The sequence below is a fragment of the Empedobacter sp. 225-1 genome (assembly GCF_030328185.1).
GTDB classification, from domain to species: Bacteria; Bacteroidota; Bacteroidia; order Flavobacteriales; family Weeksellaceae; genus Empedobacter; species Empedobacter stercoris.
In genome coordinates this window covers 44,332-70,338 of the sequence record NZ_JACALO010000003.1, presented here as the reverse complement: position 1 = coordinate 70,338, position 26,007 = coordinate 44,332, and the positions used below count along the sequence as shown (strand labels likewise).

At 31.5% G+C, this 26,007-nt stretch carries 23 protein-coding genes; 18 read left to right on the top strand and 5 right to left on the bottom strand.

What is annotated here, in order from left to right; all coding sequences use genetic code 11:
- The first annotated feature begins 29 nt into the window (after positions 1-29).
- The 5 genes from pcaF (at position 30) to HX088_RS01715 (ending at position 5,526) form a co-directional block, all read left to right on the top strand.
- The gene (pcaF, locus tag HX088_RS01735; RefSeq protein WP_286483131.1) at positions 30-1,235 is read left to right on the top strand and encodes a 3-oxoadipyl-CoA thiolase; all 1,206 of its coding nucleotides are present in this window, start codon (positions 30-32) and stop codon (positions 1,233-1,235) included.
- Positions 1,236-1,391: 156 nt separating this feature from the next.
- Positions 1,392-1,985, top strand: a complete 594-nt coding sequence (locus tag HX088_RS01730; protein WP_171622487.1) for an acyltransferase — start codon at positions 1,392-1,394, stop codon at positions 1,983-1,985.
- A gap of 113 nt (positions 1,986-2,098) precedes the next feature.
- A complete protein-coding gene (gene paaZ / locus HX088_RS01725; RefSeq protein ID WP_260543058.1) occupies positions 2,099-4,150 on the top strand; it encodes a phenylacetic acid degradation bifunctional protein PaaZ in 2,052 nt (683 codons plus the stop codon).
- A 70-nt stretch (positions 4,151-4,220) separates the two neighbouring features.
- Entirely contained in the window at positions 4,221-4,976 is a 756-nt protein-coding gene (locus HX088_RS01720; RefSeq protein ID WP_286483127.1) for an enoyl-CoA hydratase/isomerase family protein, read from the top strand.
- A 115-nt stretch (positions 4,977-5,091) separates the two neighbouring features.
- Positions 5,092-5,526 carry an FKBP-type peptidyl-prolyl cis-trans isomerase gene (locus HX088_RS01715; RefSeq protein ID WP_171622490.1) on the top strand — a complete coding sequence of 145 codons (435 nt, stop codon included), beginning with the start codon at positions 5,092-5,094 and terminating at the stop codon, positions 5,524-5,526.
- Between the two features lie 37 nt (positions 5,527-5,563).
- Here HX088_RS01715 and HX088_RS01710 read toward each other — a convergent pair whose 3' ends face one another.
- Genes HX088_RS01710 through glsA form a run of 3 tightly spaced genes read right to left on the bottom strand, consistent with a single transcriptional unit; the run spans position 5,564 to position 9,008 of the window.
- The gene (locus HX088_RS01710) at positions 5,564-7,210 is read right to left on the bottom strand and encodes a B12-binding domain-containing radical SAM protein (RefSeq protein WP_286483125.1); all 1,647 of its coding nucleotides are present in this window, start codon (positions 7,208-7,210) and stop codon (positions 5,564-5,566) included.
- Between the two features lie 49 nt (positions 7,211-7,259).
- A complete protein-coding gene (locus tag HX088_RS01705; RefSeq protein WP_286483122.1) occupies positions 7,260-7,967 on the bottom strand; it encodes a peptidylprolyl isomerase in 708 nt (235 codons plus the stop codon).
- 12 nt (positions 7,968-7,979) lie between these two features.
- Positions 7,980-9,008, bottom strand: coding sequence for a glutaminase A (gene glsA, locus HX088_RS01700; RefSeq protein ID WP_171622493.1), 1,029 nt, complete (start codon positions 9,006-9,008; stop codon positions 7,980-7,982).
- A gap of 94 nt (positions 9,009-9,102) precedes the next feature.
- On the opposite strand from glsA, the gene HX088_RS01695 reads away from it, so the two are divergent.
- From HX088_RS01695 to HX088_RS01675, 5 genes are all read left to right on the top strand, one after another.
- Positions 9,103-10,119 carry a YCF48-related protein gene (locus HX088_RS01695; protein ID WP_286483119.1) on the top strand — a complete coding sequence of 339 codons (1,017 nt, stop codon included), beginning with the start codon at positions 9,103-9,105 and terminating at the stop codon, positions 10,117-10,119.
- Positions 10,120-10,488: 369 nt separating this feature from the next.
- Complete coding sequence (locus tag HX088_RS01690) at positions 10,489-10,944, top strand: hypothetical protein (protein ID WP_284583648.1); 456 nt, start codon at positions 10,489-10,491, stop codon at positions 10,942-10,944.
- 59 nt (positions 10,945-11,003) lie between these two features.
- Entirely contained in the window at positions 11,004-11,468 is a 465-nt protein-coding gene (locus HX088_RS01685; protein WP_286483117.1) for a DUF1801 domain-containing protein, read from the top strand.
- Positions 11,469-11,471: 3 nt separating this feature from the next.
- The gene (locus HX088_RS01680) at positions 11,472-12,128 is read left to right on the top strand and encodes a DUF2461 domain-containing protein (RefSeq protein WP_286483116.1); all 657 of its coding nucleotides are present in this window, start codon (positions 11,472-11,474) and stop codon (positions 12,126-12,128) included.
- A 30-nt stretch (positions 12,129-12,158) separates the two neighbouring features.
- Positions 12,159-12,605: a VOC family protein gene (locus HX088_RS01675; protein WP_284583651.1), complete on the top strand. Its 447-nt coding sequence runs from the start codon at positions 12,159-12,161 to the stop codon at positions 12,603-12,605.
- A 38-nt stretch (positions 12,606-12,643) separates the two neighbouring features.
- Here the strand turns inward: HX088_RS01675 and HX088_RS01670 are convergent, their stop codons facing one another.
- On the bottom strand, positions 12,644-13,222 hold the full coding sequence (locus tag HX088_RS01670; RefSeq protein WP_284583652.1) for a DUF6642 family protein: 579 nt from the start codon (positions 13,220-13,222) through the stop codon (positions 12,644-12,646).
- Positions 13,223-13,360: 138 nt separating this feature from the next.
- On the opposite strand from HX088_RS01670, the gene HX088_RS01665 reads away from it, so the two are divergent.
- Both HX088_RS01665 and HX088_RS01660 read left to right on the top strand, forming a co-directional pair.
- A complete protein-coding gene (locus tag HX088_RS01665) occupies positions 13,361-15,127 on the top strand; it encodes an AMP-dependent synthetase/ligase (RefSeq protein WP_286483112.1) in 1,767 nt (588 codons plus the stop codon).
- Positions 15,128-15,254: 127 nt separating this feature from the next.
- Positions 15,255-17,030, top strand: coding sequence for an AMP-dependent synthetase/ligase (locus HX088_RS01660; RefSeq protein ID WP_286483111.1), 1,776 nt, complete (start codon positions 15,255-15,257; stop codon positions 17,028-17,030).
- A 37-nt stretch (positions 17,031-17,067) separates the two neighbouring features.
- On the opposite strand, the gene HX088_RS01655 is transcribed toward HX088_RS01660, so the two are convergent.
- Positions 17,068-17,454, bottom strand: a complete 387-nt coding sequence (locus HX088_RS01655) for a hypothetical protein (RefSeq protein WP_286483110.1) — start codon at positions 17,452-17,454, stop codon at positions 17,068-17,070.
- 121 nt (positions 17,455-17,575) lie between these two features.
- Between HX088_RS01655 and HX088_RS01650 the strand changes: the two genes are divergently transcribed.
- From HX088_RS01650 to HX088_RS01625, 6 genes are all read left to right on the top strand, one after another.
- Positions 17,576-19,339: an AMP-dependent synthetase/ligase gene (locus tag HX088_RS01650; RefSeq protein ID WP_286483108.1), complete on the top strand. Its 1,764-nt coding sequence runs from the start codon at positions 17,576-17,578 to the stop codon at positions 19,337-19,339.
- A gap of 84 nt (positions 19,340-19,423) precedes the next feature.
- Positions 19,424-19,957, top strand: coding sequence for an STM3941 family protein (locus HX088_RS01645; RefSeq protein WP_286483106.1), 534 nt, complete (start codon positions 19,424-19,426; stop codon positions 19,955-19,957).
- Between the two features lie 27 nt (positions 19,958-19,984).
- Positions 19,985-21,292 carry a DEAD/DEAH box helicase gene (locus tag HX088_RS01640; protein WP_286483104.1) on the top strand — a complete coding sequence of 436 codons (1,308 nt, stop codon included), beginning with the start codon at positions 19,985-19,987 and terminating at the stop codon, positions 21,290-21,292.
- Between the two features lie 12 nt (positions 21,293-21,304).
- Positions 21,305-21,601 (top strand): Dabb family protein, encoded by a 297-nt coding sequence (locus HX088_RS01635; RefSeq protein ID WP_171622505.1) that lies wholly within the window; start codon positions 21,305-21,307, stop codon positions 21,599-21,601.
- 350 nt (positions 21,602-21,951) lie between these two features.
- A complete protein-coding gene (locus HX088_RS01630) occupies positions 21,952-24,651 on the top strand; it encodes a TonB-dependent receptor (RefSeq protein ID WP_286483102.1) in 2,700 nt (899 codons plus the stop codon).
- Between the two features lie 25 nt (positions 24,652-24,676).
- Complete coding sequence (locus tag HX088_RS01625; protein WP_286483100.1) at positions 24,677-26,002, top strand: DUF4876 domain-containing protein; 1,326 nt, start codon at positions 24,677-24,679, stop codon at positions 26,000-26,002.
- The last annotated feature ends 5 nt before the right edge of the window (positions 26,003-26,007 follow it).

The following is a 26,007-nucleotide window of genomic DNA, read 5'->3' as shown; positions in this document are numbered from 1 at the left end:
TAAACCGTTAACCTTTAAACGAAATAAAAATGAACCAAACATATATTATAGATGGAGTTAGAACTCCAATTGGTAAATTAAAAGGTGGATTATCTGCTGTTCGTCCAGACGATATGGGCGCATTGGTAATCGCAGAATTATTAAAAAGAAATCCTTCTATTGATCCTGCTGCATTTTATGATGTAATCTTAGGTAATGCAAATCAAGCAGGTGAGGATAATCGTAATATTGCACGTATGTCAGCTTTATTATCTGGATTACCTTATACGGTTCCGGGTGAAACAGTCAATCGTTTATGTGCATCAGGTTTATCTGCTGCAATTGCTGCTTCAAGAGCAATTCAAGTTGGTGATGCTCAATTAATGATTTCTGGTGGAGTTGAGTCTATGACACGTGCTCCTTTAGTGGTTTCAAAATCAGCTTCTCCATTTGGTGGTGATGCAAAAATTTATGACTCTACTTTTGGATGGCGTTTTATCAACCCTAAAATGAAAGAGATGTGGGGTGTTGATGGAATGGGTAATACAGCTGAAAACTTAGCGGAACGTGATAATATTTCGCGTGAAGATCAAGATAAATTCGCGGTTTGGTCACAACAAAAAACAGCTGCTGCTCAAGCGAATGGTCGTTTAGCAAAAGAGATTGTTCCTGTTGTTATTCCTCAACGTAAGGGTGATGCGATTATTTTTGATACAGATGAATTCCCGAAAAATAACACAACAATGGAGATTTTATCTAAGTTACGCCCTGCATTTAAAGCGGATGGTACTGTAACTGCTGGTAATGCTTCTGGATTGAATGATGGTGCTGCGGCCAATATTTTAGCTTCTGAACAAGCGATTAAAGATTTTGGATTATCACCAATGGCTCGCATTGTAAGTTCAGGTGTTGCAGGTGTTGAACCTCGTATCATGGGAATTGGACCAGTTAATGCATCTAAAATTGCGTTAGAAAAAGCTGGATTAACGATAAATGATATTGATGTAATCGAATTAAATGAAGCATTTGCAGCTCAATCTTTAGCATGTACGCGTGCATTAGGTTTAGCTGATAATGATTCTCGTATCAATCCAAATGGTGGTGCTATTGCTTTAGGTCATCCACTTGGAATGTCAGGTTCTCGTATCTTAAATTCGGCAGCGTATGAATTACAAGCGACAGGAAAACGTTATGCATTGGTTACAATGTGTATCGGTTTAGGACAAGGATATGCAGCAATTATAGAAAGAGCGTAAAAATAGATGTTAGTATTGAGAAGTTAGATTTTCAGAATCATTTGTCATGTTGAACTTGTTCAACATCCCATTCATTTTGATATGATTCTGAAATAAATTCAGGATGTCTTTAATAATTTCTAATAGCTCAATACTAATATCTCAAATCTAATAAATATGATTTACGAATTTAAAGGATACAAACCGGTCGTTCATCCAACAGCATTTATTCATCCGCAAGCTGTAGTTACGGGAAATGTAATTATAGGTAAAGATGTTTACATTGGGCCAGGTTGTGCGTTACGAGGTGATTGGGGACAAATTATTATTGAAGATAATTGCAATGTGCAAGAAAATTGTACCATTCATATGTTTCCAGGAACAACGGTTCGTTTAAAAGAAAAAGCACATATTGGTCATGGCGCAATAATTCATGGCGCTACAATTGGAAAAAATTGTATGGTCGGAATGAACGCTGTGGTCATGGATAATGTAATAGTAGAGGATGAATGTATTGTAGGCGCTTTAGCATTTGTAAAAGCAGATACGCATATTCCGACCCGAAGTGTGGTTGTTGGTAATCCTGCTAAAATCGTAAAACAGGTTTCTGATCAAATGATTGAGTGGAAGGATCAAGGAACTCAACAATATATGCAATTACCAAGTGATTGTCATGAAAGTTTAAAACCTTGTGAACCTTTGACCGAAGCGCCAGATTATTATTTTGATTCAATGGCTTCGAATTATAAAACATGGAACGAAAGTAAGTAAAAAGTATTATGTAAAATGTCATACTGAACTTGATTCAGAATCTCATCTTACTTTATCTAATTACTAAAATCTAATATCTCAATACTAATAAAATACACAAACAACATAAAAAAATGGCTAATCAATTAGAAAATTATGCTTTAGGACAATGGACAAAAGGTTCGTCTGAAGGGCAAATGTTATATAATGCGATTACGGGTGACGAAATCGCTACTGCATCATCAGCTGGATTAGATTTCGGTGCGATGATGGATTATGCACGTACGGTTGGAGGTCCAACTTTACGTAAAATGACTTTTCAAGAAAGAGGGTTAATGCTAAAAAAATTAGCATTATACTTAATGGAAAGAAAAGAAGAATTCTACACTGTTTCTTGGGCAACAGGAGCAACACGTGCAGATTCTTGGGTTGATATCGAAGGAGGTATTGGAAATTTATTTGCGAATGCATCTTTACGACGTCAATTTGGTGATCAACCTTTTTATGTAGAAGGAGAAACACACAAAATCTCTAAAAACGGGACATTCTTAGGAACACATATTTTAACACCAAAACGTGGTGTTGCAATTCATATTAATGCATTTAACTTTCCAGTTTGGGGAATGTTAGAAAAAATTGCGGTTAACTTTTTAGCGGGTGTGCCTGCAATCGTTAAACCTGCAACAATTACATCATTCTTAACAGAAACTGTAGTTCGCGCTATTATTGAATCTGGAATTTTACCAGAAGGAGCGCTACAATTAATTAGTGGTTCTGCAAATGGAATCTTAGATTACGTTGAATCTGAAGATGTTGTTACATTTACTGGTTCTGCATCTACAGGACAAATGTTAAAAGCACATGAAAGAATTACTTCAGAAGGTGTGCCATTTAACTTAGAAGCAGACTCACTTAACGCATGTGTATTAGGTGAAGATGTACAACCTGGTTCGGCAGAATTTGATATTTTTATCAAAGAGGTTACACGTGAGATGACTACAAAAGCTGGTCAGAAGTGTACAGCAGTTCGTCGTGCATTGGTTCCTGCTCATTTAGTTGAAGATGTTCAAATTGCTTTAGGACAACGATTAGCTACAACAACGATTGGGGATCCAAATGTAGAAGGTGTTCGCATGGGCGCTTTAGCTGGTGCTGCTCAAGTAAAAGAAGTACGTGAAAAAGTAGAAGAATTAGCTAAATCACAAGAAATTATTTTTGGAAACTTAGATAATTTTGAAGTAAAAGGAGCGGATAAAAACAAAGGTTCATTCATTTCTCCAATTTTATTCTTCAACAACGATCCATTCAATAAAACTGATGTTCACAACATCGAAGCATTCGGACCGGTTTCTACAATTATACCTTACAACGGAACTGCAGAAGCAGTTGAGTTAGTTCGTATGGGGAAAGGTTCGTTAGTGTGTTCTATTGTAACAGCAGATAATGATGTCGCAACTGAATTTGTTTTAAATGCAAGTTCTTTACATGGTCGTATCGTAATTTTAGATGCTGAATGTATCAAAGAATCAACTGGTCACGGTTCTCCACTTCCATTATTAGTACACGGAGGTCCAGGTCGTGCAGGTGGAGGAGAAGAAATGGGTGGAAAACGTGGTGTATTCCATTATATGCAACGTACAGCACTCCAAGGTTCTCCAAACAAATTAACAGCTGTCACTCAACAATATCAATATGGTGCAGATTATATCGAAGAAGATAAACATCCATTTGCTAAACATTTTGAAGAAATTAAAGTAGGTGATACGTTAATTACATCAAAACATACAGTTCAACAATCAGATATCAATGCCTTTGCAGCTTTATCAGGAGATAATTTCTATGCTCACGTTGATGCGACTTCTTTAGAAGGGACAGTTTTTGAACAAAATGTTGCGCACGGTTATTATTTATTGTCGAAAGCGGCAGGTTTATTCGTATTAGCGAAAAAAGGACCAGTTTTATTAAACTATGGTGTAGACGAGTGTCGTTTTGTGAAACCTGTTTATCCAGGAACAACTATTGGCGTTCGTTTTACATGTAAAGAGAAAATAGAACAAGAGAAAAAAGACGAAAACGATATTGCAAAAGGAATCGTTCGTTGGTTAGTGGATATCTACGACCAAACAGGTGAAACTGTTGGTATCGCAACTATCTTAACAATGGTTAAAAAATTAAATCAAGACTAAAATTAATTCGTTAATGAGATAATTTGGTAAATTAGCTAATTGTCTCATTAACATATTATCACATTATATAATGGAAGCTTACGTAAAATCAGATATACAAAACGGAATTGGTACAATCGAATTTTTTCACCCTCAAAGTAATTCGATGCCAGGTTCTCAGTTAAGAAATTTAGCTGCTGAAATTGAAAAATTAGGAAACGATGAAGCAGTGAAAGTTATAGTTTTAAAAAGTGCTGGTGACCGTACATTTTGTGCTGGAGCATCATTTGATGAATTAATTTCTATTAAAGATCGTGAAACAGGTTTAGAGTTTTTCTCTGGATTTGCACATGTGATTAATGCAATTCGTCAAGCACCAAAATTTGTTTTAGCACGTATTCAAGGAAAAGCTGTTGGAGGAGGAGTTGGTATTGCTTCAGCTGCTGATTACACGTTTGCAACAGATTTTGCTGCCGTTAAATTATCTGAATTAGCGGTAGGGATTGGACCTTTCGTAGTAGGACCAGCTGTAGAACGTAAAGTAGGTACTTCTGCTTTTACGCAGATGGCAATTAATGCAACAGAATTTCAGTCTGCGGAATGGGCAAAAGAAAAAGGTTTATACGCAGAAGTCTATGCAAATGCAGAAGAAATGGACGAAGGAATCCAAATTTTAGCCAAAAAATTAGCCAATTCTAATCCAGAAGCGATGAAATACTTAAAACGTGTTTCTTGGGAAGGAACAGAAAATTGGAACGAATTATTAATCGAAAGAGCAAAAATTTCGGGTGAATTAGTTTTATCAGAATTTACAATCAACGCAATTAATCAATTCAAATCAAAATAAAACCTTACTTTAATTATATTTCATCTGAGTTTTACAATTCTAAAAATTATATTTTTATTTGTTTAGATGTATTATTTCGATAATATATTTAAAATATTCCTTTTAACTTTGTGGTATGGGAGTAGCAGAATTATTATTAAAACGTAAACAAGAATTAATCGAAAAGAACAAAACTGAAGGTTTGGCTTTTCGAGAAGAATATAAATTAAAAGAAGGTGTTACTGAAACCGAAAGTGGATTATTATACGAAGTAATCACGTTGGGAGAAGGTGTAAAACCAACTTTGTCTGATACCGTTTTATGTCATTATCATGGAACAAATATCAACGGAGAAGTTTTTGACAGTTCGGTACAACGCAAAAAACCTGCAGCTTTTCCTTTGGAAAATGTGATTAAAGGTTGGGCAGAAGGTGTGCAATTAATGCCTGTTGGTAGTAAGTTTAGGTTTGTTGTAAAACCAGAATTAGGCTATAAAGACCGTGAAATATCAAAAGAATTAGGCCCTTTTTCTACGATGATTTTCGAAGTAGAGTTAATGGGAATTTTATAAACTAAAAAAGATGTCTGTAAAGACATCTTTTTTAGTTTTATTCAAAAACTTCGCAGTGAATGATATTATGCGAGGTTCCTATAAATTCGATCAACCAATTTTCTTGAGTTTGTTCAATTTGATTATTTTCTTTCCAATTTGGGTAATGAAATGAAATCGGAATCGAAACAAATTTACTTTTTGGATGCGAAGCAATTTCGCTCAAATCGTTTTCAATTTTTTGTTCCATTTTAAACAAATCTTTTGGTTTTGATTTATGGAAACTGTAGTAATCAATCGCAATTAATTCTAAGATCATCTTATCGTTTGAAAATGTTTTAGCAAAATTATAGATCGTTTGATACACATCATTCAACGTATGTTTGTGAAATAGATGATGTTGCTCAAAATACTGACCTAATCCCAATAAAAAGTCGAAAATAGAATATTTTTGAGCGATATATTTTAAGGTTTCTGGCGTTCTCGGTTTGTTCCAATAAATTTCTAAAGCATTTTCTAAAGCTGTAATATTCGCTAAATCTTGCTCACTTAAAAAATCACTTTTTATAATTTGATAGGGCGGAAGTGGATCAAATTGGTAACCATATTTCTCATATTTTTGACGGACTGGTGTACCTTTTAAAAACTTCAAAAAACCTAATTGCAGTTCTGGTGGGTAAAGTTTGAATGTTTCTTCGAAACTAAATTTCAAATCATCAATATACTCTAAAGGTAAACCGACAATCAAATCTAAATGCATCTCAATTCGATCTTTCAATTGATTGATAACATTCGATGTTTTTTCAAAGTTCTGCTTACGCGAAACTTCTCGGTTACTTTGTTGATTAACAGTTTGAATACCGATTTCAAAACGGAAAAGATTTTTTGGAACTTTTTCGTTGATGAATTTAATAATATCTGGATGAACAATATCGGCTGTGATCTCGAACTGAAAAACATTTCCTTCTCGATAATTATCCAAAATAAATTGAAATAATTCGATCGTAAAATCACGTTTTATATTAAATGTTCTGTCCAAAAACTTAATCGTTTTTCCATGTTTCATGAGATACAACAAATTCTCTTTGATGGTTTCCATTGGCAAATAGCGCATTTTATTGTCTAAACTGGCTAAACAGAACTCGCATTTATATGGACATCCACGAGAAGTTTCGATGTAACAAACCTTCTTTTCCAAATCCGCAGGGTGATCGTATTGATAAGGATTTCGACCCTCTAATCGATTAATATCAAACTGAATGTTTTGTGCATTAAAAACAACTTCGTTTTCTTTTTTATAAACTAAATTTGGAACATTATCAATTGTTGGATAGTTCGAAACAAATTCTTGAAAAGGTATTTCACCTTCACCTACAATAATATAATCGATATAATCATTTGCAATTACATCATCATATTCGTAACTAACTTCAGGACCGCCAAGTAAAATTTTGGTTTCAGGTGAAACTTGCTTAATACGTTTACAAACTTCTAATGTCTGCGTGATATTCCAGATGTAACAACTAAAACAAACAATATTATATTTAGCACATTTTTCAGCAACATCATCAAAGTCGGATTTTATCGTAAATTCTTTCCAATAAATATTGCCACGATGATGGTTCAAATCGTAAAGAATACGAATCGCCAAATTGAGATGAATGTATTTTGCGTTTAAAGTCGTTAATAAAATTGATGGTTGCATAAAATTGTATTGTCGAGCAAAAATAAACAATTATTAATGTCTTGGATAATTAAAAACCGATTGCTGTACCACCCAAAGAAATACTTGTTTTGTTGTATTTAGAAGGTGTTTTTTTCTTCTTTACTTTAATTGAAAATATAACTGGTTTTAATGGCAATTCGTCTTGAGTTTCGACTTCACTTATTTTTATTGCGTTATCCAATCCCTTTGTAATTTCTCCAAAAACTGTATAATCATGATCCAAACGTGGTAAACCACCATTCTTCAGATATTCAGCACGTTGTTCAGCTGTATATTTAATTCCTTTTTTATTTTCTAAATCATCCAATTCCTTTGCTGTAATTATCTTTCCAACTACAAAATAGAGTTGATTATAGTACGATCCTTTTTCTTTATTGTCATCTCGACCAGCGCCTAATGCACCCATTTTATGAAAAGCTTTTGGATTAAATTCAGGAGCTAAACGAATTGGCTTTTGCTCAGGATTTTCAGCTTCTCTTGCCAAAATAGGATCGTCTAATTCTCCACCTTGTATCACAAAATTTTTTACAACTCGGTTAAATTGAGCATTAGTATATGTTCCTTTGTTTATTTCACTTAAAATTAAATCCCTGTGTTTTGGCGTGAAATCGTACAGCATCACATCAAATTTTCCGTAATTTGTTTTGAATTTTAAGGTATACGTTTGTGCAGAAACAAAACTCGAAAATGATAATCCAATTCCGAGTGCAATATTTTTTATAAATTGAAAATTCATGGTTGATATAAATTATTGAAATAAACTTAAATTATATTGTTTCACTAAATCTAAAATCATGTGATAACCTGCAGCAGAATTTCCGTGTTTGTCTAATGCCGGACTGAAAACGCCAATTCCTATTTTATTTGGTACAGAAACTGTAATTCCTCCACCAACACCCGATTTACTTGGTAAACCAACAGTTCGTGCATATTCACCACTAAATTCATACATACCGGCAGTTAACATTTGCGATTGAATTAATTGTGAAATCTGAGCGTTTTTGTAAGTAGTATCACCATCAAAACGTGTGCATTGATGTGCAAAGAAATAACCAATTTTAGCTAAATCTTCAGTTGTTATTTCGATGGAACATTGTTTGAAATAATTGTTTAATTTTTCTTCATCACCTTCAATCAATCCATTGTTTTTCATCAAATAAAACATTCCACGGTTTCGATGTCCTGTTTCTTTTTCAGAATTGTAAACTGATTTACTATAATCTATCGAATTATTTTTGGTGATATAACGAACCATTTTAAGAATTTTTTGAAAAGGAATTTCTCCTTCACCATCAATCATAGAAGTGGTTAAAATTGCACCTGCATTCATCATTGGATTTAATGGTTTTCCAGTTGTTTCGAGATTCGCAAAATGATTAAAAGGCATATTTGTTCCATAATATCCCATTTTAGAAAATACATTTTCTTCTCCTTTTTCAGAAACTGCAATCATTAAAGCAATGATTTTAGAAATACTTTGAATGGTAAATTTTTGATTAACATCGCCAACATTGATCACTTTTCCATTTTCATCAACCACAGAAAAGGCAATTTTATCTGCTTTCATTTTTCCAAGTTCAGGAATATAATCAGCAACTTTTCCTTCTTTATAATTTGCTCTATTTTTTTCGAGAATCGTAGTTAATGCATTTTCAGTAATTTGTAAACTTTTTCCTGTATTTATTGTTGTTTTTTGCCCAAAAACCTGTTGATTAATTGGATTAAAACACGTTAAGGTTAAACTTAAAAGTAGTGTTGAAAATGTATATCGCTTCATTTATATTTTACTAAAACACAAACTTAAAAAATATTTGGTTGATTCGTTTAGTTAAAATAGCTTTATATAAATGTTTAATCAAAAATTATAATACATGAAATATATTCTCCTATTGCTTTCGAGCCTTTCTTTTGCACAAACGTATCAAATCATTAATGAAGAAAATTTAGACGTAAGTTACAGAGGTTTAGCTTTTCAGGATGCTAAAACATTTGTAGTCTCGGGTTCTAAAAATACCATTGGAAAAACAATTGACGGAGGAAAAACGTTTACTTGGATCAACCCGAAAGTTGTAGAGAATAGAGATTTCAGGGATATTGAAGTTTTAAGTAAAGGTAATTATTTGGCTTTAGGAATCGATTCTCCTGCTTATATTTTACAAACGAAAGATGGTGGTCATACGTGGAATAAAGTTTATGAAAATAATGAAAAAGGAATTTTTTTAGATGCCATTTATGTGGATAAAAATTCTAAAAAGATTACTGTTTTGGGCGATCCTATGTCTCCAGATAAACCATTTGTCTTAACTTCTACGATGACAAATCCTACAAAATGGGAGGTTGCTAAATCGTTTAACGGTCAACCTTTAAGATTGAAAAATCCAAAAGAAGCTTTTTTTGCATCGAGTGGAAGTAATTTGTATGTTGATACAAAACAAACGTTAATAGTTACGGGTGGAGAATTGTCTAATTTGTATTATTACACACCAAAAGGTGGACAAATGTATACGTTGGAAAAAACTAAAAGTACGACTTCTGGAATAAATGGAATGGCTTATGACGCAGCGAATAATGTGGGGTATTTGGTAGGAGGTGATTTTATGAAACCAGAAGATTCAAGCTATAATTTTTATAAATTTAAAATGATAAATGGGAAAATTTCTTTTCAAGATTCATGGAAATATCCTATTGGATATAAATCTGGTGTAACAATAATTTCTAAAGATAAAGTTTTAGTTTGTGGCTATTCTGGAGTTGACTACTCTACCGATGGAGGACATAATTGGGTAAATATTACTAAAGATAGTTACAATACGTGTACTGTTTCACCGGACAAAAAATATGTAATTTTAGTTGGAAATAAAGGAAAAATAGCTAAAGTTACGTTGTAAAAAATTTAAGATCGAAATAAAATATGAGTTTCTATTGATATATTTTCATATTTATTCTAATTTTTTGATAGAAAAGTAAATTATTGAAATCAGAATTTAATAATAGTTAAATGTTTTTTCTATGATATAGAAAATTAAATACTTTTTTTGATTAAATTAGTTAGTCTAAATTTTAAGGATATGAACTTAACTACAAAAGCATCTATTCAAATTCAAAAACTACCACATAAAGTTTTCGATGCGATTATAAATCCTTTTAAAATGAATAACTATTTTATCGCTTTTTCAACCAGAAAAATTGTGCATTACAGGTAGTAATTGTAGAAAAACCTGTCGAAACAGTTTTGGATTAACAAATACATAATTATTATGAAAAAAGTATCATTTACCGAAGTCATTTATGCACAACCAAAACATGTGCACAAAATCATGTTAGCGCCAGATTCGTATAGAATTTGGACAAAACCTTTTAGCGAAAATTCAGATTATAAAGGTGATTGGTCCGAAGGTTCGAATGTATATTTTACCTATAAAACTGAAAAAGGTACAGCTGCAATGATCGCTAAAATAGAAGAAAATAAATTAGGAGAATCAATCAAAATGCGGCATATCGGAATGTTAAAAGAAAATGGACAAGAGGTTTTTGATGGTCCTGAAATTGATTCTTGGAAAAATAATGAAGAATCTTATAAGTTCGAAAATGTAGAAGGACACACGCGTTTAATCTGTTCCGTTGATGTAGAAGAAACAATTTTTTCTGAAATACAAATGAGGGAAATGTGGTTGAGAGCGTTGCGAAAATTGAAAGAAATTTGTGAAGATTAAACTTTCTAATTAATTTATAACAAGAGTTTTAATGAAATAGTACAATTAATACCGAAATAATGCAATACGAAGTCTCGACATTAGATGAATATTTTGAAAGTATTCCTCCAGAAAGAAAAGAAGCTGTAAAAAAAATATATGAAACCTTGAAAATGAATTTGCCTAATGGGTTTGAAGAACAAATAAGTTATGGTCATATAGGGTTTGTTGTGTCTCATTCGATGTATCCAAATGGCTATCATTGCGATCCAACATCTCCTTTACCTTTTATTGGATTAGCTTCACAAAAGAATTTTATTGCGTTGTATCATATGGGAATTTATTCGGATGAAAAGTTATTAAATTGGTTTATAGAAGAATATCCAAAACATGCAAAAAGAAAATTGGATATGGGAAAAAGCTGTATTCGATTCAAAAAAACAGATGATATTCCGTATGATTTAATTGGCAAATTAGCATCTAAAATTACGCCAGATCAATGGATAGCAACTTATGAAAAAAATCTTCTAACTCGAAATAAATAATACATGTCAAACATCACTAATTTTTTAAAACAATTAGAAAAAAACAATAACCGTGATTGGTTTAATACACATAAAAATGAATTTGATACCGCAAAAGCTGAAGCTGATTTAATCTTCAATGCGATTTACCAAGAATTAATTAAAAAGGAAGAATTAGAACCACTGAAAATTTATAGAATTTATAGAGATGTTCGTTTTTCGAATGATAAAACGCCATATAAAATACATTTTTCAGCACAATCGGGTCGTAAAAAACCACACAATAGAGGTGGATATTATTTTCATATTCAACCGAATCATAATTTTATTGGAATAGGATTTTGGGGACCAGAACGAGATGATCTATTTCGAATCAGAAAAGATATTGAAGTTTCCGATGAATTGGAAAAGATTTTACAATCTAAAACACTTATCAAAGAATTTGGTGAAATGCAAGGAGAGGAAGTGAAGTCTGCACCAAAAGGCTTTTCGAAAGATCATGAACGAATTGCTTTACTCCGTAAAAAACAATATTTTTTCATTAAAAATTTTACAGATGAAGAAGTATTAGCAGAAGATTTTCCGAAAAAAGTTGCAAAATCAATACAAGTTTTACAACCTTTTCTAAATTATATGACCGAGGTTTTAACTACTGACGAAAATGGTCAACCTTTATTTTAAATAAATAATCACAAAAAAATATAAATTATTATGGCTAAAGTACACGCTTATTTAAATTTTAATGGAAATTGCGAAGAAGCTTTCAAATTTTATGAAACTGTTTTTGATACGCAAAATATTGGAATGCATAAAATGGGAGATATGCCTGCAAGTCCAGATTTCCAATTACCAGAAAATGCAAAAGATAAAGTAATGCATACTGCTCTATTTATCAATGAATCAACAATGCTTATGGGATCAGATATTGTAGAAGAATTTGGACAGAAATATGTACAAGGAAATAACTCTTATGTTATGTTAGATGCAGAGACTGCTGATGAAGCTAAGAAATTATATGATCGATTATCTGTACATGCAAAAGTAATGGAAATGCCTTTAGGCGAACAGTTATTTGCGGAATTATTTGCATCATTTATAGATCAATTTGGAATTCCTTGGATGATTCATTTTGAAGGAAATAAGGCTCAGCAGATGTAACGAAATAGTAAAAAACTTTCCTCTTTAGGAGAGTTTTTTTAATGGTATAATCTAAATCCTAATTTAAGGGCTAAAGTAGAATGTTTATCAAACAAAGCATGCACCAATTCTTCTTCGTCATCAATTTCTTTGGCTAAACAAAAATAATATTGATCCAAAATTGTACTGAGAATTGGAAATGAATTTACATATCCCGACAACGCTTTTGCACCTGTAACATCGATAAAATATTGAAAACTTTCATCTTCCAAATCCATATTCATTGTATTGGCAAAATGAACAATTTTATTTGATAATTTTCCTTGAAATAGTTCAGCTATTTCTTCTAAACTGTAGTAATAATCGTCTATCAGGATTTGATTTCCCTCTCCTTCAACTACTAAATAAATGAGTTTATATTCTCTGAAATAGTTGTCATGATAAAGTAAATTATTGAGACTTTCTTCTAAACCTTCAAAACTATCAGTCGTCTTGTACACGTTTGTAATGTGAAATTCTCGTGCTAAATGTTCTAAAAAATCTAACAATTGAGAATCGTTTTGCTCCTCTATATCGTCTACACTTTCTAAACAAAATAATTTAAAACCTTCTTCGTCTCTGTAATGATCAAGCTCCATTTGAATATAAATTTTGACTAATTTACAATTCTTACGATTATTTACAACCATTAAAAATTCTGAAATTTTATGAAAGAAAATTCTTTTTCTTTTCAAAAACCGAGAAATAGTCGAACTTTGTATTCTTATTTCAAGAGAATGAAACAACCACAAAGAGTATTCGATTTACCACGATTTCAAGAGAAAAATACACCAAACATTACTATTTTTAATTACAAAGAAAAAGATGAATGGAAGGGTATTTCAACGACCGATTTTATTAATCGCGTAAATAATATCTCAAAAGGTCTTATTGCAAATGGTGTTCAGCCTAATGATAAAGTAGCTTTGATAAGTGAAAATCGTTTGGAGTGGAATTTAGTCGATTTTGCAATTCAACAAATAGGAGCAGTAGTTGTCGCTATTTACCCAAATATTTCGGACAACGATTACGAGTTTATTTTGAATGATGCAGAAATAAAACTTTGTATTGTTAGCAATGATCTTTTGTACCAACGATTATTAGGTTTAAAAGATAGAGTACCAAATCTTGAACAAGTTTATACATTTAATACCTATCCGCATACACCAAATTGGATCGAATTAGTTTCGAAAGGAATTTCAGTTTCTGATGAAACCCTTCAAACCTCTATGGATAAAGTAAAAACAACAGATTTAGCAACTTTAATTTACACATCTGGTACAACGGGAAACCCAAAAGGTGTGATGCTTTCTCACGAAAATTTATTAGCTGATGTAAACAGTTCTGAATATTCTTTTCCAGTACAAGCTTATGATAAAGCGTTGTCTTTTTTGCCTGCTTGTCATGCGTACGAACGTGTATTTCAGTACGTGTATATCAAAATGGGATTGTCAATTTATTTTGCACAATCAATGGATACTATTGGTCAAGATTTGAAAGAAGTTCAACCTCATATTTTCTCGGCAGTTCCAAGAGTTTTAGAGAAGGTATATGATAGAATTATGTCAAAAGGAGAAGAGTTAACGGGTGTAAAACGAAAACTGTTTTTCTGGGCTATTTCATTAGGAGAAAAATATGATTTAGACGAATCAAAACTTTCTTCTTTGTACAAATTTCAATTAAAAATTGCGCGCAAATTAATTTTTTCAAAATGGAAAGCAGCACTTGGAGGAAACATAAAAGGTGTTGCAACAGGAAGCGCAACCTTGCAAACGCGTTTATTAAAATTGTACTTAGCAGCTGGTATTCCAATTTACGAAGGATATGGATTAACTGAGGCTGGACCATGTTTGTCTGTAAACTGTATAAAACGTGGAATGAGAATCGGTACAGTTGGTTTGCCTTTGATTGATATTGAAATTAAATTAGCCGAAGATGGAGAAATTCTTGCAAAAGGAAAAAATATCATGCAAGGTTATTATAAGAATCCTGAAGCAACGGCAGAAGTACTAAAAGATGGATGGTTGTATACAGGAGATATTGGTGAATGGGTTGATGGAAAGTTTTTGAAAATCATTGATCGCAAAAAAGAAATGTTCAAGACTTCTGGTGGAAAATATATTGTACCGCAACAAATCGAGAAATTATTGTCAGAATCTATTTTTATTGAACAAATAATGGTGGTTGGAGAAGGACGAAAATTTCCTTCAGCTTTAATTGTTCCGTTGTACGAGAATTGTTTAGAATGGGCTAAACAAAATGAACCTTCTATTCTAAATTTATCACGAGATGAATTTATAAAACATCCTAAAATTCAGGAATTGCTTGCAAACGAAATCAATAAATTAAATGTCAATTTTGGTAATTGGGAAAAAATCAAAAAATTTCATTTACTTCCCTACGAATTTACGATTGAAGCAGGTGAATTAACACCAACGCTTAAAATGAAACGAAAAGTAATTTTAGAAAAATATAAAAAAGAAATTGATAATATTTATCTTTAAATCAATCAATTTTTTAGAAGATAATCAAGCAAGATTTTTAATTGAATCTTGCTTTTTTGTTTAAATAAATCTGATTTTCGAAAATTTTGCACCAAATTTGCACTCTTTTTTACAAAGTTTGATAACGATGAATAATCCTACAAGAATTTTTGACTTAGCCTATCGTCAACAAGAACTATATCCAGATCATAATATGTTCTCAACGAAAGTTGATGGTGAATGGCAATTTACTAAACCAGCTGAATTTATAGCTCAAACGAGAGAAATTTCGAAAGGGTTGTTGGCTCTTGGAGTAAAACCAGGAGATCGAGTAGGACTTGTATGCGAAAGCCGCTATGAATGGCATGTGATTGATTTTGCTATTCAGCAAATTGGTGCGGTTGTAGTGGCTATTTATCCAAATATTACAGATTTTGAATATCAATTTATCTTTAATGATGCAGAAATACAATTATGTATTGTAAGTACTAAAAACTTATATGATTGTATCAATAAAATGTTTGGAACTATTTATAGTTTAGAATATGTTTTTGCGATTAATGAATTTCAAGATTCGAGAAATTGGTCTGAATTAAAAGAAATTGGAAATGAAATTACTGATGAATACGTTAATAATTTAAGTTCTACGGTTCGAAGTTCAGATTTAGCGACGCTTATTTATACATCAGGAACAACAGGAAAACCAAAAGGTGTAATGTTGTCGCATAACAATTTAGTTTCAAATTTTATCGCTGCAAAAGAAATTGTTGTTTTAGAACAAGGCGCTCGTGGTTTAACTTTTTTACCTCCTTGTCATACTTACGAAAGAACTGTTATTTACACTTATTTGTATATTGGTGTGATAGTTTATTTTGCAGAAGGATTTGAAAAAATTGGTGATAATATCAACGAAGTTAAACCAGATATTATGACAGCTGTGCCTCGTATTATGGAAAAAGTGTACGAGAAAATTTTAAAAACAGGTAGTGCATTAACTGGAAAAAAACGAAAAGTATTTGATTGGGCGATAGAAATTGCTTCAGAATATGAGCCAGATTCTTCTAAACGATCATTGTTTTATAATATCAAATTAACTTTAGCTCGAAAATTGGTTTTAAATAAGTTTTATGAAGCATTAGGAGGAAATTTTAAATATATTATTTCTGGTAGCGCTTCGTTGCAAGGAAAAATTGCACGTATCTTTATGGCTGCCGGATTACCTTTTTTTGAAGGTTACGGAATGACAGAAACATCACCTTTGATCACAGTTAATAATCCGCACAAATTAGGAGTCAGAATCGGAACCGTAGGTTCTCCTATAAAAGATGTAAAGGTTAAACTAGCAGAAGACGGGGAGATATTGGTTCAAGGTCCAAATGTAATGATGGGCTATTATAAGAATCAAAAAGCGACAGATGAAGTAATCATTGATGGATGGATGCATACAGGTGATATTGGAGTTTGGGAAGAAGGAGAAGGGCATTTCTTGAAAATTATTGATCGTAAAAAAGAAATGTTTAAAGTTTCTGGTGGTAAATACGTTGTTCCTCAACCTATCGAAACAAAACTTGTAGAGTCAAATTTTATAGAACAAGCAATGGTTATCGGTGATGGACAAAAGTTTGCTTCAGCGTTTATAGTACCTAATTATGTCAACCTAAAAGAGTGGGCAAAAGAAAACGCACCAGAAATAGTAAACCTTTCTCGTGAAGAATTTATTGATAATGAAGAAGTTCGTAAGAAAATAAACCAAGAGGTACGAAAAGCAAATCAGTTTTTTGGAAATTGGGAACAAATTAAAAAACCAGCAATTTTAATACACGAATTTACGATCGAAAATGAAGAATTAACTCCAACGCTAAAACTAAAACGTAAAGTGATTCTTAATAAATATCAGAAAGAATATAATGAAATTTATAAATAAAAAAATCCCTCAATTCATGATGAGTTGAGGGATTTTTTTATGGATTCATTCTTCCATTAATATAACCACGAATCACAGTATAATTTACTTTTTCAATACTATCCATAAAAGAAGCGTTATCAGTATGTATAATAAAATCTATTTTTTCTTCGATATTTCCGAAAGTTATAAATTTATTATAAAGTGAATTAACTTGAAGTTTTCCTTTATTTTCTTTTATGAATATTTCAAAAAATGAATCTTTTTCACCTACTGGAATAAAATAATTTTTTGGTAAATCTTTACAATCACAATTTTCTAAACTTAAATAATATTGGTTGGAACATTGTAATTCATATAATTTAATTTCTCCAATTTTATAAGATTTTTTAAAATTTGAATTACAAGAGTAGAATAATAATATAAATAAAATTAGATATTTCATAATTATAATATTTATTACGAAAATAATTCTTTTTAAGTTGAAAACAATTTTTTTGAAAAATTCATCATTTTACGCTATTTTCGACGAATTCTTTTCAAAATTACAAAACTATAAATGCGCTATGGAAGCAACCAGAATTTTTGATTTACCAAAACGTCAGCTGGAAAAGTTTCCTGACTTATCCATGTTTGTATCCAAGCAAAATGGAGAATGGAAACCGATGAAAACCAAAACTTTTTTAGAACAAGTAGATGCAATCTCTAAAGGATTAATAGCATGTGGAGTTCAGCCAGGTGAAAAAGTTGGATTAATCTCAGAAAATCGTGTCGAATGGAATATGATAGATTATGCAATACAACAAATCGGAGCTGTTGTCGTAGCAATTTATCCTAATATTTCGGACAATGATTATGAATATATTTTTAGCGATTCCGCTATAAAAGTATGCTTTACAAGTAATCTTGATCTATATACACGTATCAATCAACTCAAAATAAAATTACCTTCATTAGAGCAATTATACTCGATTGATGAATTTCAAAATACAGAAAGTTGGAATGTGTTGATTGAAAAAGGTAAAACAATCCAACAAGATGAAATAGAAAAATGTGCAGTAAATGTAAAGCACGAAGATTTAGCTTTTTTAATCTATACATCAGGAACAACGGGAAATCCGAAAGGCGTGATGTTGTCGCACAAAAATATTCTTGCAGATGTTATTGCTTGCGAATATTCAACACCACTTGATCCATATGATCGTGCTTTGACGTTTTTGCCTGCTTGCCATGCGTATGAACGAACAATTCAATATTTATATGTTTATATGGGGATTTCAATTTATTTTGCTGAATCTATGGATAAAATAGGTGATAATTTAAAGGAAATAAAACCACATATGATAACGGCTGTTCCTCGTGTGATTGAAAAAGTTTATGAAAAAATTATGCAAACTGGTGCACAATTACCTGGAATTAAACATAAAATTTTTAATTGGGCTGTAAAGGTCGCTGAAGAATTTGTGCTAGAGGAAAATCAACGTTCTGCAATTTATAATTTGAAATTAGCTATTGCAAGAAAATTAGTTTTACACAAATGGTACGATGGTCTTGGTGGAGAATTAAAGGCAATTGTTACTGGAAGTGCAGCGATTCAACAACGAATTGTTCGCGTATTTTTAGCAGCCGAAATTCCAATTTATGAAGGTTATGGATTGACAGAAGCTTCGCCAGTAATTGCGGTGAATTGTTTTCGTCGAGGAAAAAAGATAGGCACTGTTGGACCACCGTTGAAAGGTGTTGAAGTAAAATTGGCCGATGATGGTGAGATTTTGGTTCGAGGTGATATTGTGATGATGGGATATCATAATTTACCAGATAAAACTGCAGAGGAAATTAAAGAAGGATGGTTGTATACAGGTGATATTGGAGAATGGGTAGAACATAAATTTTTGAAAATAGTTGATCGAAAAAAGGAAATGTATAAAACTTCTGGAGGTAAATATATAGTTCCTCAACAAATTGAAATGAAAATGGTAGAATCGCCATTCATAGAGCAATTGATGGTTGTTGGAGAAGGAGAGAAGTTTCCTGGTGCTTTTGTAGTTCCGAGTTATACAAATCTCAAAAAATGGGCGCAGTCAAATGCTCCTGAAATTGTAAATCTTCCTCATGATGAATTTCAGAAAAACGATTTTATCAAAAAGAAATTAGAAGATGAAATCAATCAACTGAATAATCATTTTGGTCATTGGGAGCAAATTAAAAAGATTGCGGTTATTCCAAATGAAATGACTGTGGAAGGAGGTGAATTAACTCCAACGCTAAAATTTAAACGTAAAATTATTTTAGAAAAATATAAAAAACAATACCAAGAAATTTTTGGATAATTAAAAAGAGTCTCGCTTTTGGGACTCTTTTATTATAACCTTTAATTAAGATTAAATTCTATATTTTTGTAAAAACAAAATCAGTTGAATTCAGTCAAAGTTTACGCAAAACAAACAAGTAATTGGGGATTATTATTCGGTAGTCTTTTATTCTTTTCTTGCTCAATATATTTATTTCTAAACGCCAATCAAGTTAATTCTCCACAAACTGCAAAAAATATAAGTGGAATTTTATTTGTTCCAAGCCTTCTATTAATCATAGTTTCGATCAAGAAGTTGATGAAAAAACAATTGATTTTATTGATTGATAAAAAAGGAATCGTTTACAAGCCTACGGATCATTTGAATTATATTGAATGGGGAAAAATACTAGAAATCGAAGAACTGAAATTACCACGTCAACGCGTAATAAATATAAAAGTAATGGAGGCTGATATTTTTATTCATAACGAAACTCAAAAATTTCTACAAACACGAATGACGTTTTGGCAAAAAATGTATGGAGCTGTAGTTTCATTTGATGCCAATACATTAGATAAGAATCATTTTGAAATTATGAACCTTTTTGATGAGTTTATGGAAGATTATAAGATTTCTACAACTTCAAAAAATGATTAATTCGAAAGAATACGTTAATTTTGCAAGATGCAAATCGATTTACTTTATAAAAATTTAGGCATTAAAGAAATGAATGCGATGCAACGCTCAGCATTCAAAATGTCCGAAAATCAACGAGATTTAATTCTATTATCACCAACAGGTTCTGGAAAAACATTGGCTTTTTTATTTCCAGTTTTAAGAGATTTAAAGCCTGAAGCAAAAGATGTACAAACCTTAATTTTAGTTCCTGCGCGTGAGTTAGCTTTACAAATCGAAACAGTTTTCAAATCGATGAAATCTGATTATAAAGTAACATGTTGTTATGGTGGGCACAATACAAAAATTGAACAAAATACATTGCTAGAAGCTCCCGCTGTATTAATCGGAACGCCTGGACGTATTGCGTATCATTTACGTAACGAAAACTTTGATCCGTCAACTGTTCAAACTTTGATTTTAGATGAGTTCGACAAAGCTTTAGAATTAGGATTCCAAGAAGATATGAGCTTTATAGTAGAACAGTTATCAGGTTTAAAACAACGTATTCTAACATCAGCTACCGAAATGGAAAATATTCCAGAATTTGTTGGGTTGAATGACGAAAAAATTGTGAGTTACTTAAAACAAATCGAAGTAAAACCAGATTTACATATGAAAGTGGTAAACACCATTTCAGAAGAAAAATTGGATACTTTGTTCGATTTGATTTGTAAAATAGGTAGCAAACGCATGTTGATTTTCTGTAATCACCGCGATGCTGTGGATAGAATTAGTCATCTTTTGCACGAGAAAGGAATTGCACGAGAAAGTTTTCATGGAGGAATGGAACAAGACGAACGCGAACGTGCGTTGTTAAAATTCCGTAACGATTCGGTTCGTGTATTAATTACAACAGATTTAGCTGCGCGTGGATTAGATATTCCGGAAGTTGATTCGATTATACATTATCAATTGCCTGCAAAAGAAGCAGCGTTTATTCACCGAAATGGACGTACAGCCCGTATGAATGCAAAAGGTTTTGTGTATTTAATCATCAGTAACGAGGAGCATTTTCCATTTGTAAATGAAAATTTACCTGTAGAAAATTTAAGCGGAACATATAAAATTCCTGAAAGAACGCCTTATCAAACAATTTATATTTCGGCAGGTAAAAAAGACAAAGTCAATAAAGTAGATATTGTAGGGTTTTTATTCAAAAAAGGGGAATTAGAAAAGAATGATGTCGGAATTATTGAAGTTAAAGACACAACTTCGTATGTAGCCATAAATCGTAAAAAAGTACCTGAAATTTTAAAGAAATTAAATGGTCAAAAAATAAAAAATAAAAAAGTAAAAATGCAAATTGCATACTAAAAATAGTTTTTTATGTTAGCACACCACGTATTATTTTGGTTAAAAGATGATGCAACTGAAGATGAAGTGAATACATTTCATCAAGCATTGAAAGATTTAGAACCGATTGCACCTTCAGCTTTTTTTCATGTTGGTACGCCAGCAAATATAGAGCGAGATGTGATTGATGCTTCTTATTCATTTTCTTTATTTGCAGCTTTTGAAACGATGGAACAATTCGAAACGTATCAAAAACATCCACAACATATCGAGTTTTTGAATGGTCCAAATAAATTAGCCAAACGAGTTTTAATCTACGATGCTGATTAGAATAGTATGTTCTAAATATTCGTTTAGATGAATCTTAGCAAATTATGTTATTATAATAATGAATTCATACAATAGGTATGAATTCATATTTCAATTTAACATAATATATATTATAACAATAATATTTCTTTGAAATTTTATTGTTAATAATCTTTATTATGTTAAGTAGGATTAAATACATCAAATAAATACTTATATATTTCCATATTATACTTGAATCACGGTTATTTTAAATAAAGTCATTATTGTTTTATTAATGAATCAATATTTTTCTTTTTATTAAAATATGACTTAAGTTCTATTGCTATTTAGATTAATTTAAAATAAATTTGTATTTCAATTTCTTCGAAATGAAAAAAGGTTTATTAGCGCTCTCTCTATTAGGAACATTCGGTTTTGTAAATGCTCAACGGATTTTATCGGGAACTGTAACAGATGAAAATGGAAACAATTTATCAAATGTTCAAGTTCAGGATCCGCAAACTAAAAGATGGACTCAAACAAATTCGAATGGTTTTTTTACAATCCAATTATCGAATGAGAATACTAATTTATCTTTTTCGCAAAAAGGGAAAGAAACGCAAGAAATCATTGTTAATTCTGATGAAACTAATGTATCCATCGTTCTTTATAATCAAACACTCCGATTAGAGCAAGTTGATATTTCACCTAAAAAGAAAAAAGAATATTCTGAAATTACACTTGGAAAAGAAGCAATCGAAAATGTACAGGCTTTTTCATTAAACGAGGTTTTGCAACAATTACCAGGACAAGTAACATTAGATTTTAACAACAATGAGTTTAAGAATATTGTATTTAGAACTGCCAGTTCAAATAATAATTTAGGTTTATCTGGTAGCTCAAGTACGTCGACTATTAATGACAGAAAAGATTATTTTCAGAATAAAGCGTTTGGTACTTCCATCGTTGTCAATGATATTCCAGTTTCGAATAACGAAAATATGCAATCTTTTTCTTCAGTTTCTAATGGGAATTTCAACGATTTTAATAATCCAAGTTATGGTGTAGATTTGCGCCAAATAACAACTGCAAATATTGATGAAGTAAAAATTATTCAAGGGATTGCTCCTGCCAAATATGGTGACTTAACATCAGGATTAATTATCATCAATTCAAAAGTTGGGCAAGCTCCCCTACGCGCTTCGGTTTCGATGTTAGATGCAACAACTGAATATAATATTTTGAAGGGTTTCAAGATAAATGACAGAAACTTCTTTAGTATATCAGGCAATTATTTGTCTTCTAATGCAGATGTGCGCGATAATTTGAAGTCATATAATCGTATATCGACTAGCGCTGCTTGGAAATCATCTAACAAAACAAATACATTGGTTAATACGTTAGATGGAAATTTTGCGACTAACACTGATAAAATAAAATATGATCCGGATGATATTTCGGATCCTAAAATAAAAAATGATAAGTTCTCTATTCGATTATCAAATAATTTGAAATGGAATTTGAAAAAAGAATGGATTGATGCTTTAAATGTTGATGCAAACATTAATTACGAAAAGCAAAATTCTAAAGAAGAACGTTGGGTAAATGTTGCAACTGCAGCTGTGACGACTTCTACTGTAAACGGTATTTCTGAAGCTATCTTTTTACCTAATCAATATACGTTAGTCAAAAATGTAGAAGGAATTCCAATGTCTACTTTTCTGAATGTAGAAGGTGTGAAAAATTATGAATCTAAAAACAAATGGAATCATACTTTTTCTGTTGGACTATCTTCCCGATCTAGTGAAAACAAAGGTCGTGGAACATATACAGACGAAAATTCAACACCTAATTTTTTCACTTTAAGCGGTGCTAAAGGTAGTTTAGGTTACCGAGATTATAATTTCAAAAATACCAAAACGCAATGGCAATTATCTGTTTATGCAGAAGATAGAATTGTGAAATATGGAAACAATGACAATGTTTTCAAATTAGATTTAGGTTTTAGATACGACAACCAATATGGTTATAATTCGTATCAACCGCGTGTAAATACTTCATACGCTTTCAATAAAGTGTTAAGAGTTCGTGGTGGATATGGAATTTCGTCTAAAGCACCTTCTTTAAATCAACTTTTTACAGGTGATCGTATTTATGATCGACTTTTAGGTGACGGAATATATTATATCAACAATAAACAATACGGTTGGATTGAAACGTTCCTTTTAGAAGGAAATAATCTAAACTTAAAACCAAGTAAATCCTATAATTCGGAAATTGGTTTTGATCTTAATTTACCTTTTGGATCGTTAAACGTTACGGGATATTACAATCAATTGAAAGATGGTATTTCGTCTTTTGCTCAAATTACAACTTTAGAAGGTTCTAAAATTGCGGTTGATACGTCCTCTTCTACTCCATCCTACTCTGTTGTTGGAAAGGATGCTTATCAAATTGAATATTCAACTTTAGAAAATAATTTAGAATCTACAGATAAAGGAATCGAAATGTTTATGAATTTTAATCGCATTCGACCGCTCAATTTAGATATATCTGTAAATGGATCTTATACAAAAACCACGAACAATAAACCTGTTTATACGTACGACGCTTCTACAAATGTTTTAGCAAAAGAGAAATATGGCGTGTATTATAATCCGAAATCAAACGATGAACAATTAATGTTTGGAACTAATTTTAATTATCATCTAAAAAATGTGGGATTAATTTTATCACTTCGAACCGAACATATATTTATTCAGAATCACGATAAATTCAACAATAGAAATCCAATAGGTTATTTGGATGGAAATTCTGTTTTTCATGAAATACCAGTCGAAGACCAAGCAAATATAGATTTGTATGGGCATTTGATCAAAGCACCTCAAAAAACGTTAGGTGAATTACAAAAATCATTGCACAATTTCCATTTACGCATTTCGAAAGATTTCTTGAATGGATTTAAAGTTTCGGTTTATACAACCAATGTTTTTGGTCTGAAACCTACTTATATCAACGATTCTGGAGAAAGAAGAGAATCTAATATTGCTAAATTTTCATTAGGAGGTAAAATTGAGTACACGTTCTAATTCTAAACCATTTAAAAAGATTATTATGTTTAAAAAATTAATACTATTCACTCCATTTGTAATAACATTATTATTCAATTCTTGTTCTGATGATGATTTTGGAGCAAATGCTGTTCAAACAATTAATTTTACAACGTATGTAAAATTTGATGCTGATTTTGATCATACCAAAAAACCTATTCATGCCAAAACAGTTCTGAAAAATACACAAACTGGCATTACGTATGAAGCTTTAACGAATGATAATGGTGAAGCTATTTTTCCTAATTTAACACCAGGAATATATTCAGCAAATGTGAGTTTTTCTATTACTCCAGCTCAATTCGAGGATTTATTTGGTTATCCTACAGATTCAGAAGATAATGTTGAGTTTAGTGGTGCTGCACAAAATATTACCATTAACTCATCAAATGTATCTTTAGAAATCGAGTTAACTTCTACGAAAACAATTGGTGGATTAATCTTGAAACAAATTTATTACGGTGGTTCACACATCAAAGAAGGTGCAATGTTTAGAGATCAATTTATTGAGATTTATAACAATTCAAGTGAAGTTCTTTATGCAGATGGGTTAATATTTGGTCAATTATTTGGTGCTAATACGGTAGAAAATCAACCTTATTCTCAACCAAATGGTCAGTTAGATTGGTCGAAAGGCGAAGGAAATAAAGTAGGTGCAAGTGCAAATACCGATTTTGTGTATGTATCTCACGCGATTCGTATTCCTGGGGATGGTACAACTTATGCTGTTCAGCCAGGTGAAAGTATCACAATTGCACAAACAGCAATCAATCACAAAGGAAATTATTATGATGCCAATGGTAAATTAATCGAGATTCTAAAACCAGAATTAACAGTCGATTTATCCAATGCTGATTTTGAAGTGAATATGACAGAATATTTAGGATCTCAATATTCGTATGATATTCAAAATCCTGCTGTTCCTGATATGGATATTGTGTGGTGGGTTTCAGGTAGAGATTTAATTTTAGACAATTTAGGTCGTCAAGCATTTATCTTATTTAGAGCTTCTAACGAAGAAATTAATGGGTTTGGAAAGGTGAAAAATCCAAATAATAAGACTTCATACGAATATCTTCAATTACCGAATGAAAAGATTGTGGATGGCGTAGAAACCACTCAAGATATGGGAAGTAAATTGGTTCCAAAAAAATTACAAAATAAACAAGATGCAGGATATTCATATTTAACAGCAGGACCTTATTCATCAACATCTATTATTCGTAAAACACAGAAAACAATAAATGGTCGTATTATCTTGAAGGATACCAATAATTCTACAAACGATTTTGTGAATATTAAAGCTGAACCGAAAATTTTTGCGCAATAGAAATA

Bases quoted from the DNA above. Each gene is read 5' to 3' on its own strand.
- pcaF (WP_286483131.1), top strand. From the start codon at position 30: ATGAACCAAACATATATTATAGATGGAGTTAGAACTCCAATTGGTAAA.
- HX088_RS01730 (WP_171622487.1), top strand. From the start codon at position 1,392: ATGATTTACGAATTTAAAGGATACAAACCGGTCGTTCATCCAACAGCA.
- paaZ (WP_260543058.1), top strand. From the start codon at position 2,099: ATGGCTAATCAATTAGAAAATTATGCTTTAGGACAATGGACAAAAGGT.
- HX088_RS01720 (WP_286483127.1), top strand. From the start codon at position 4,221: ATGGAAGCTTACGTAAAATCAGATATACAAAACGGAATTGGTACAATC.
- HX088_RS01715 (WP_171622490.1), top strand. From the start codon at position 5,092: ATGGGAGTAGCAGAATTATTATTAAAACGTAAACAAGAATTAATCGAA.
- HX088_RS01710 (WP_286483125.1), bottom strand. From the start codon at position 7,210: ATGCAACCATCAATTTTATTAACGACTTTAAACGCAAAATACATTCAT.
- HX088_RS01705 (WP_286483122.1), bottom strand. From the start codon at position 7,967: ATGAATTTTCAATTTATAAAAAATATTGCACTCGGAATTGGATTATCA.
- glsA (WP_171622493.1), bottom strand. From the start codon at position 9,008: ATGAAGCGATATACATTTTCAACACTACTTTTAAGTTTAACCTTAACG.
- HX088_RS01695 (WP_286483119.1), top strand. From the start codon at position 9,103: ATGAAATATATTCTCCTATTGCTTTCGAGCCTTTCTTTTGCACAAACG.
- HX088_RS01690 (WP_284583648.1), top strand. From the start codon at position 10,489: ATGAAAAAAGTATCATTTACCGAAGTCATTTATGCACAACCAAAACAT.
- HX088_RS01685 (WP_286483117.1), top strand. From the start codon at position 11,004: ATGCAATACGAAGTCTCGACATTAGATGAATATTTTGAAAGTATTCCT.
- HX088_RS01680 (WP_286483116.1), top strand. From the start codon at position 11,472: ATGTCAAACATCACTAATTTTTTAAAACAATTAGAAAAAAACAATAAC.
- HX088_RS01675 (WP_284583651.1), top strand. From the start codon at position 12,159: ATGGCTAAAGTACACGCTTATTTAAATTTTAATGGAAATTGCGAAGAA.
- HX088_RS01670 (WP_284583652.1), bottom strand. From the start codon at position 13,222: ATGGAGCTTGATCATTACAGAGACGAAGAAGGTTTTAAATTATTTTGT.
- HX088_RS01665 (WP_286483112.1), top strand. From the start codon at position 13,361: ATGAAACAACCACAAAGAGTATTCGATTTACCACGATTTCAAGAGAAA.
- HX088_RS01660 (WP_286483111.1), top strand. From the start codon at position 15,255: ATGAATAATCCTACAAGAATTTTTGACTTAGCCTATCGTCAACAAGAA.
- HX088_RS01655 (WP_286483110.1), bottom strand. From the start codon at position 17,454: ATGAAATATCTAATTTTATTTATATTATTATTCTACTCTTGTAATTCA.
- HX088_RS01650 (WP_286483108.1), top strand. From the start codon at position 17,576: ATGGAAGCAACCAGAATTTTTGATTTACCAAAACGTCAGCTGGAAAAG.
- HX088_RS01640 (WP_286483104.1), top strand. From the start codon at position 19,985: ATGCAAATCGATTTACTTTATAAAAATTTAGGCATTAAAGAAATGAAT.
- HX088_RS01635 (WP_171622505.1), top strand. From the start codon at position 21,305: ATGTTAGCACACCACGTATTATTTTGGTTAAAAGATGATGCAACTGAA.
- HX088_RS01630 (WP_286483102.1), top strand. From the start codon at position 21,952: ATGAAAAAAGGTTTATTAGCGCTCTCTCTATTAGGAACATTCGGTTTT.
- HX088_RS01625 (WP_286483100.1), top strand. From the start codon at position 24,677: ATGTTTAAAAAATTAATACTATTCACTCCATTTGTAATAACATTATTA.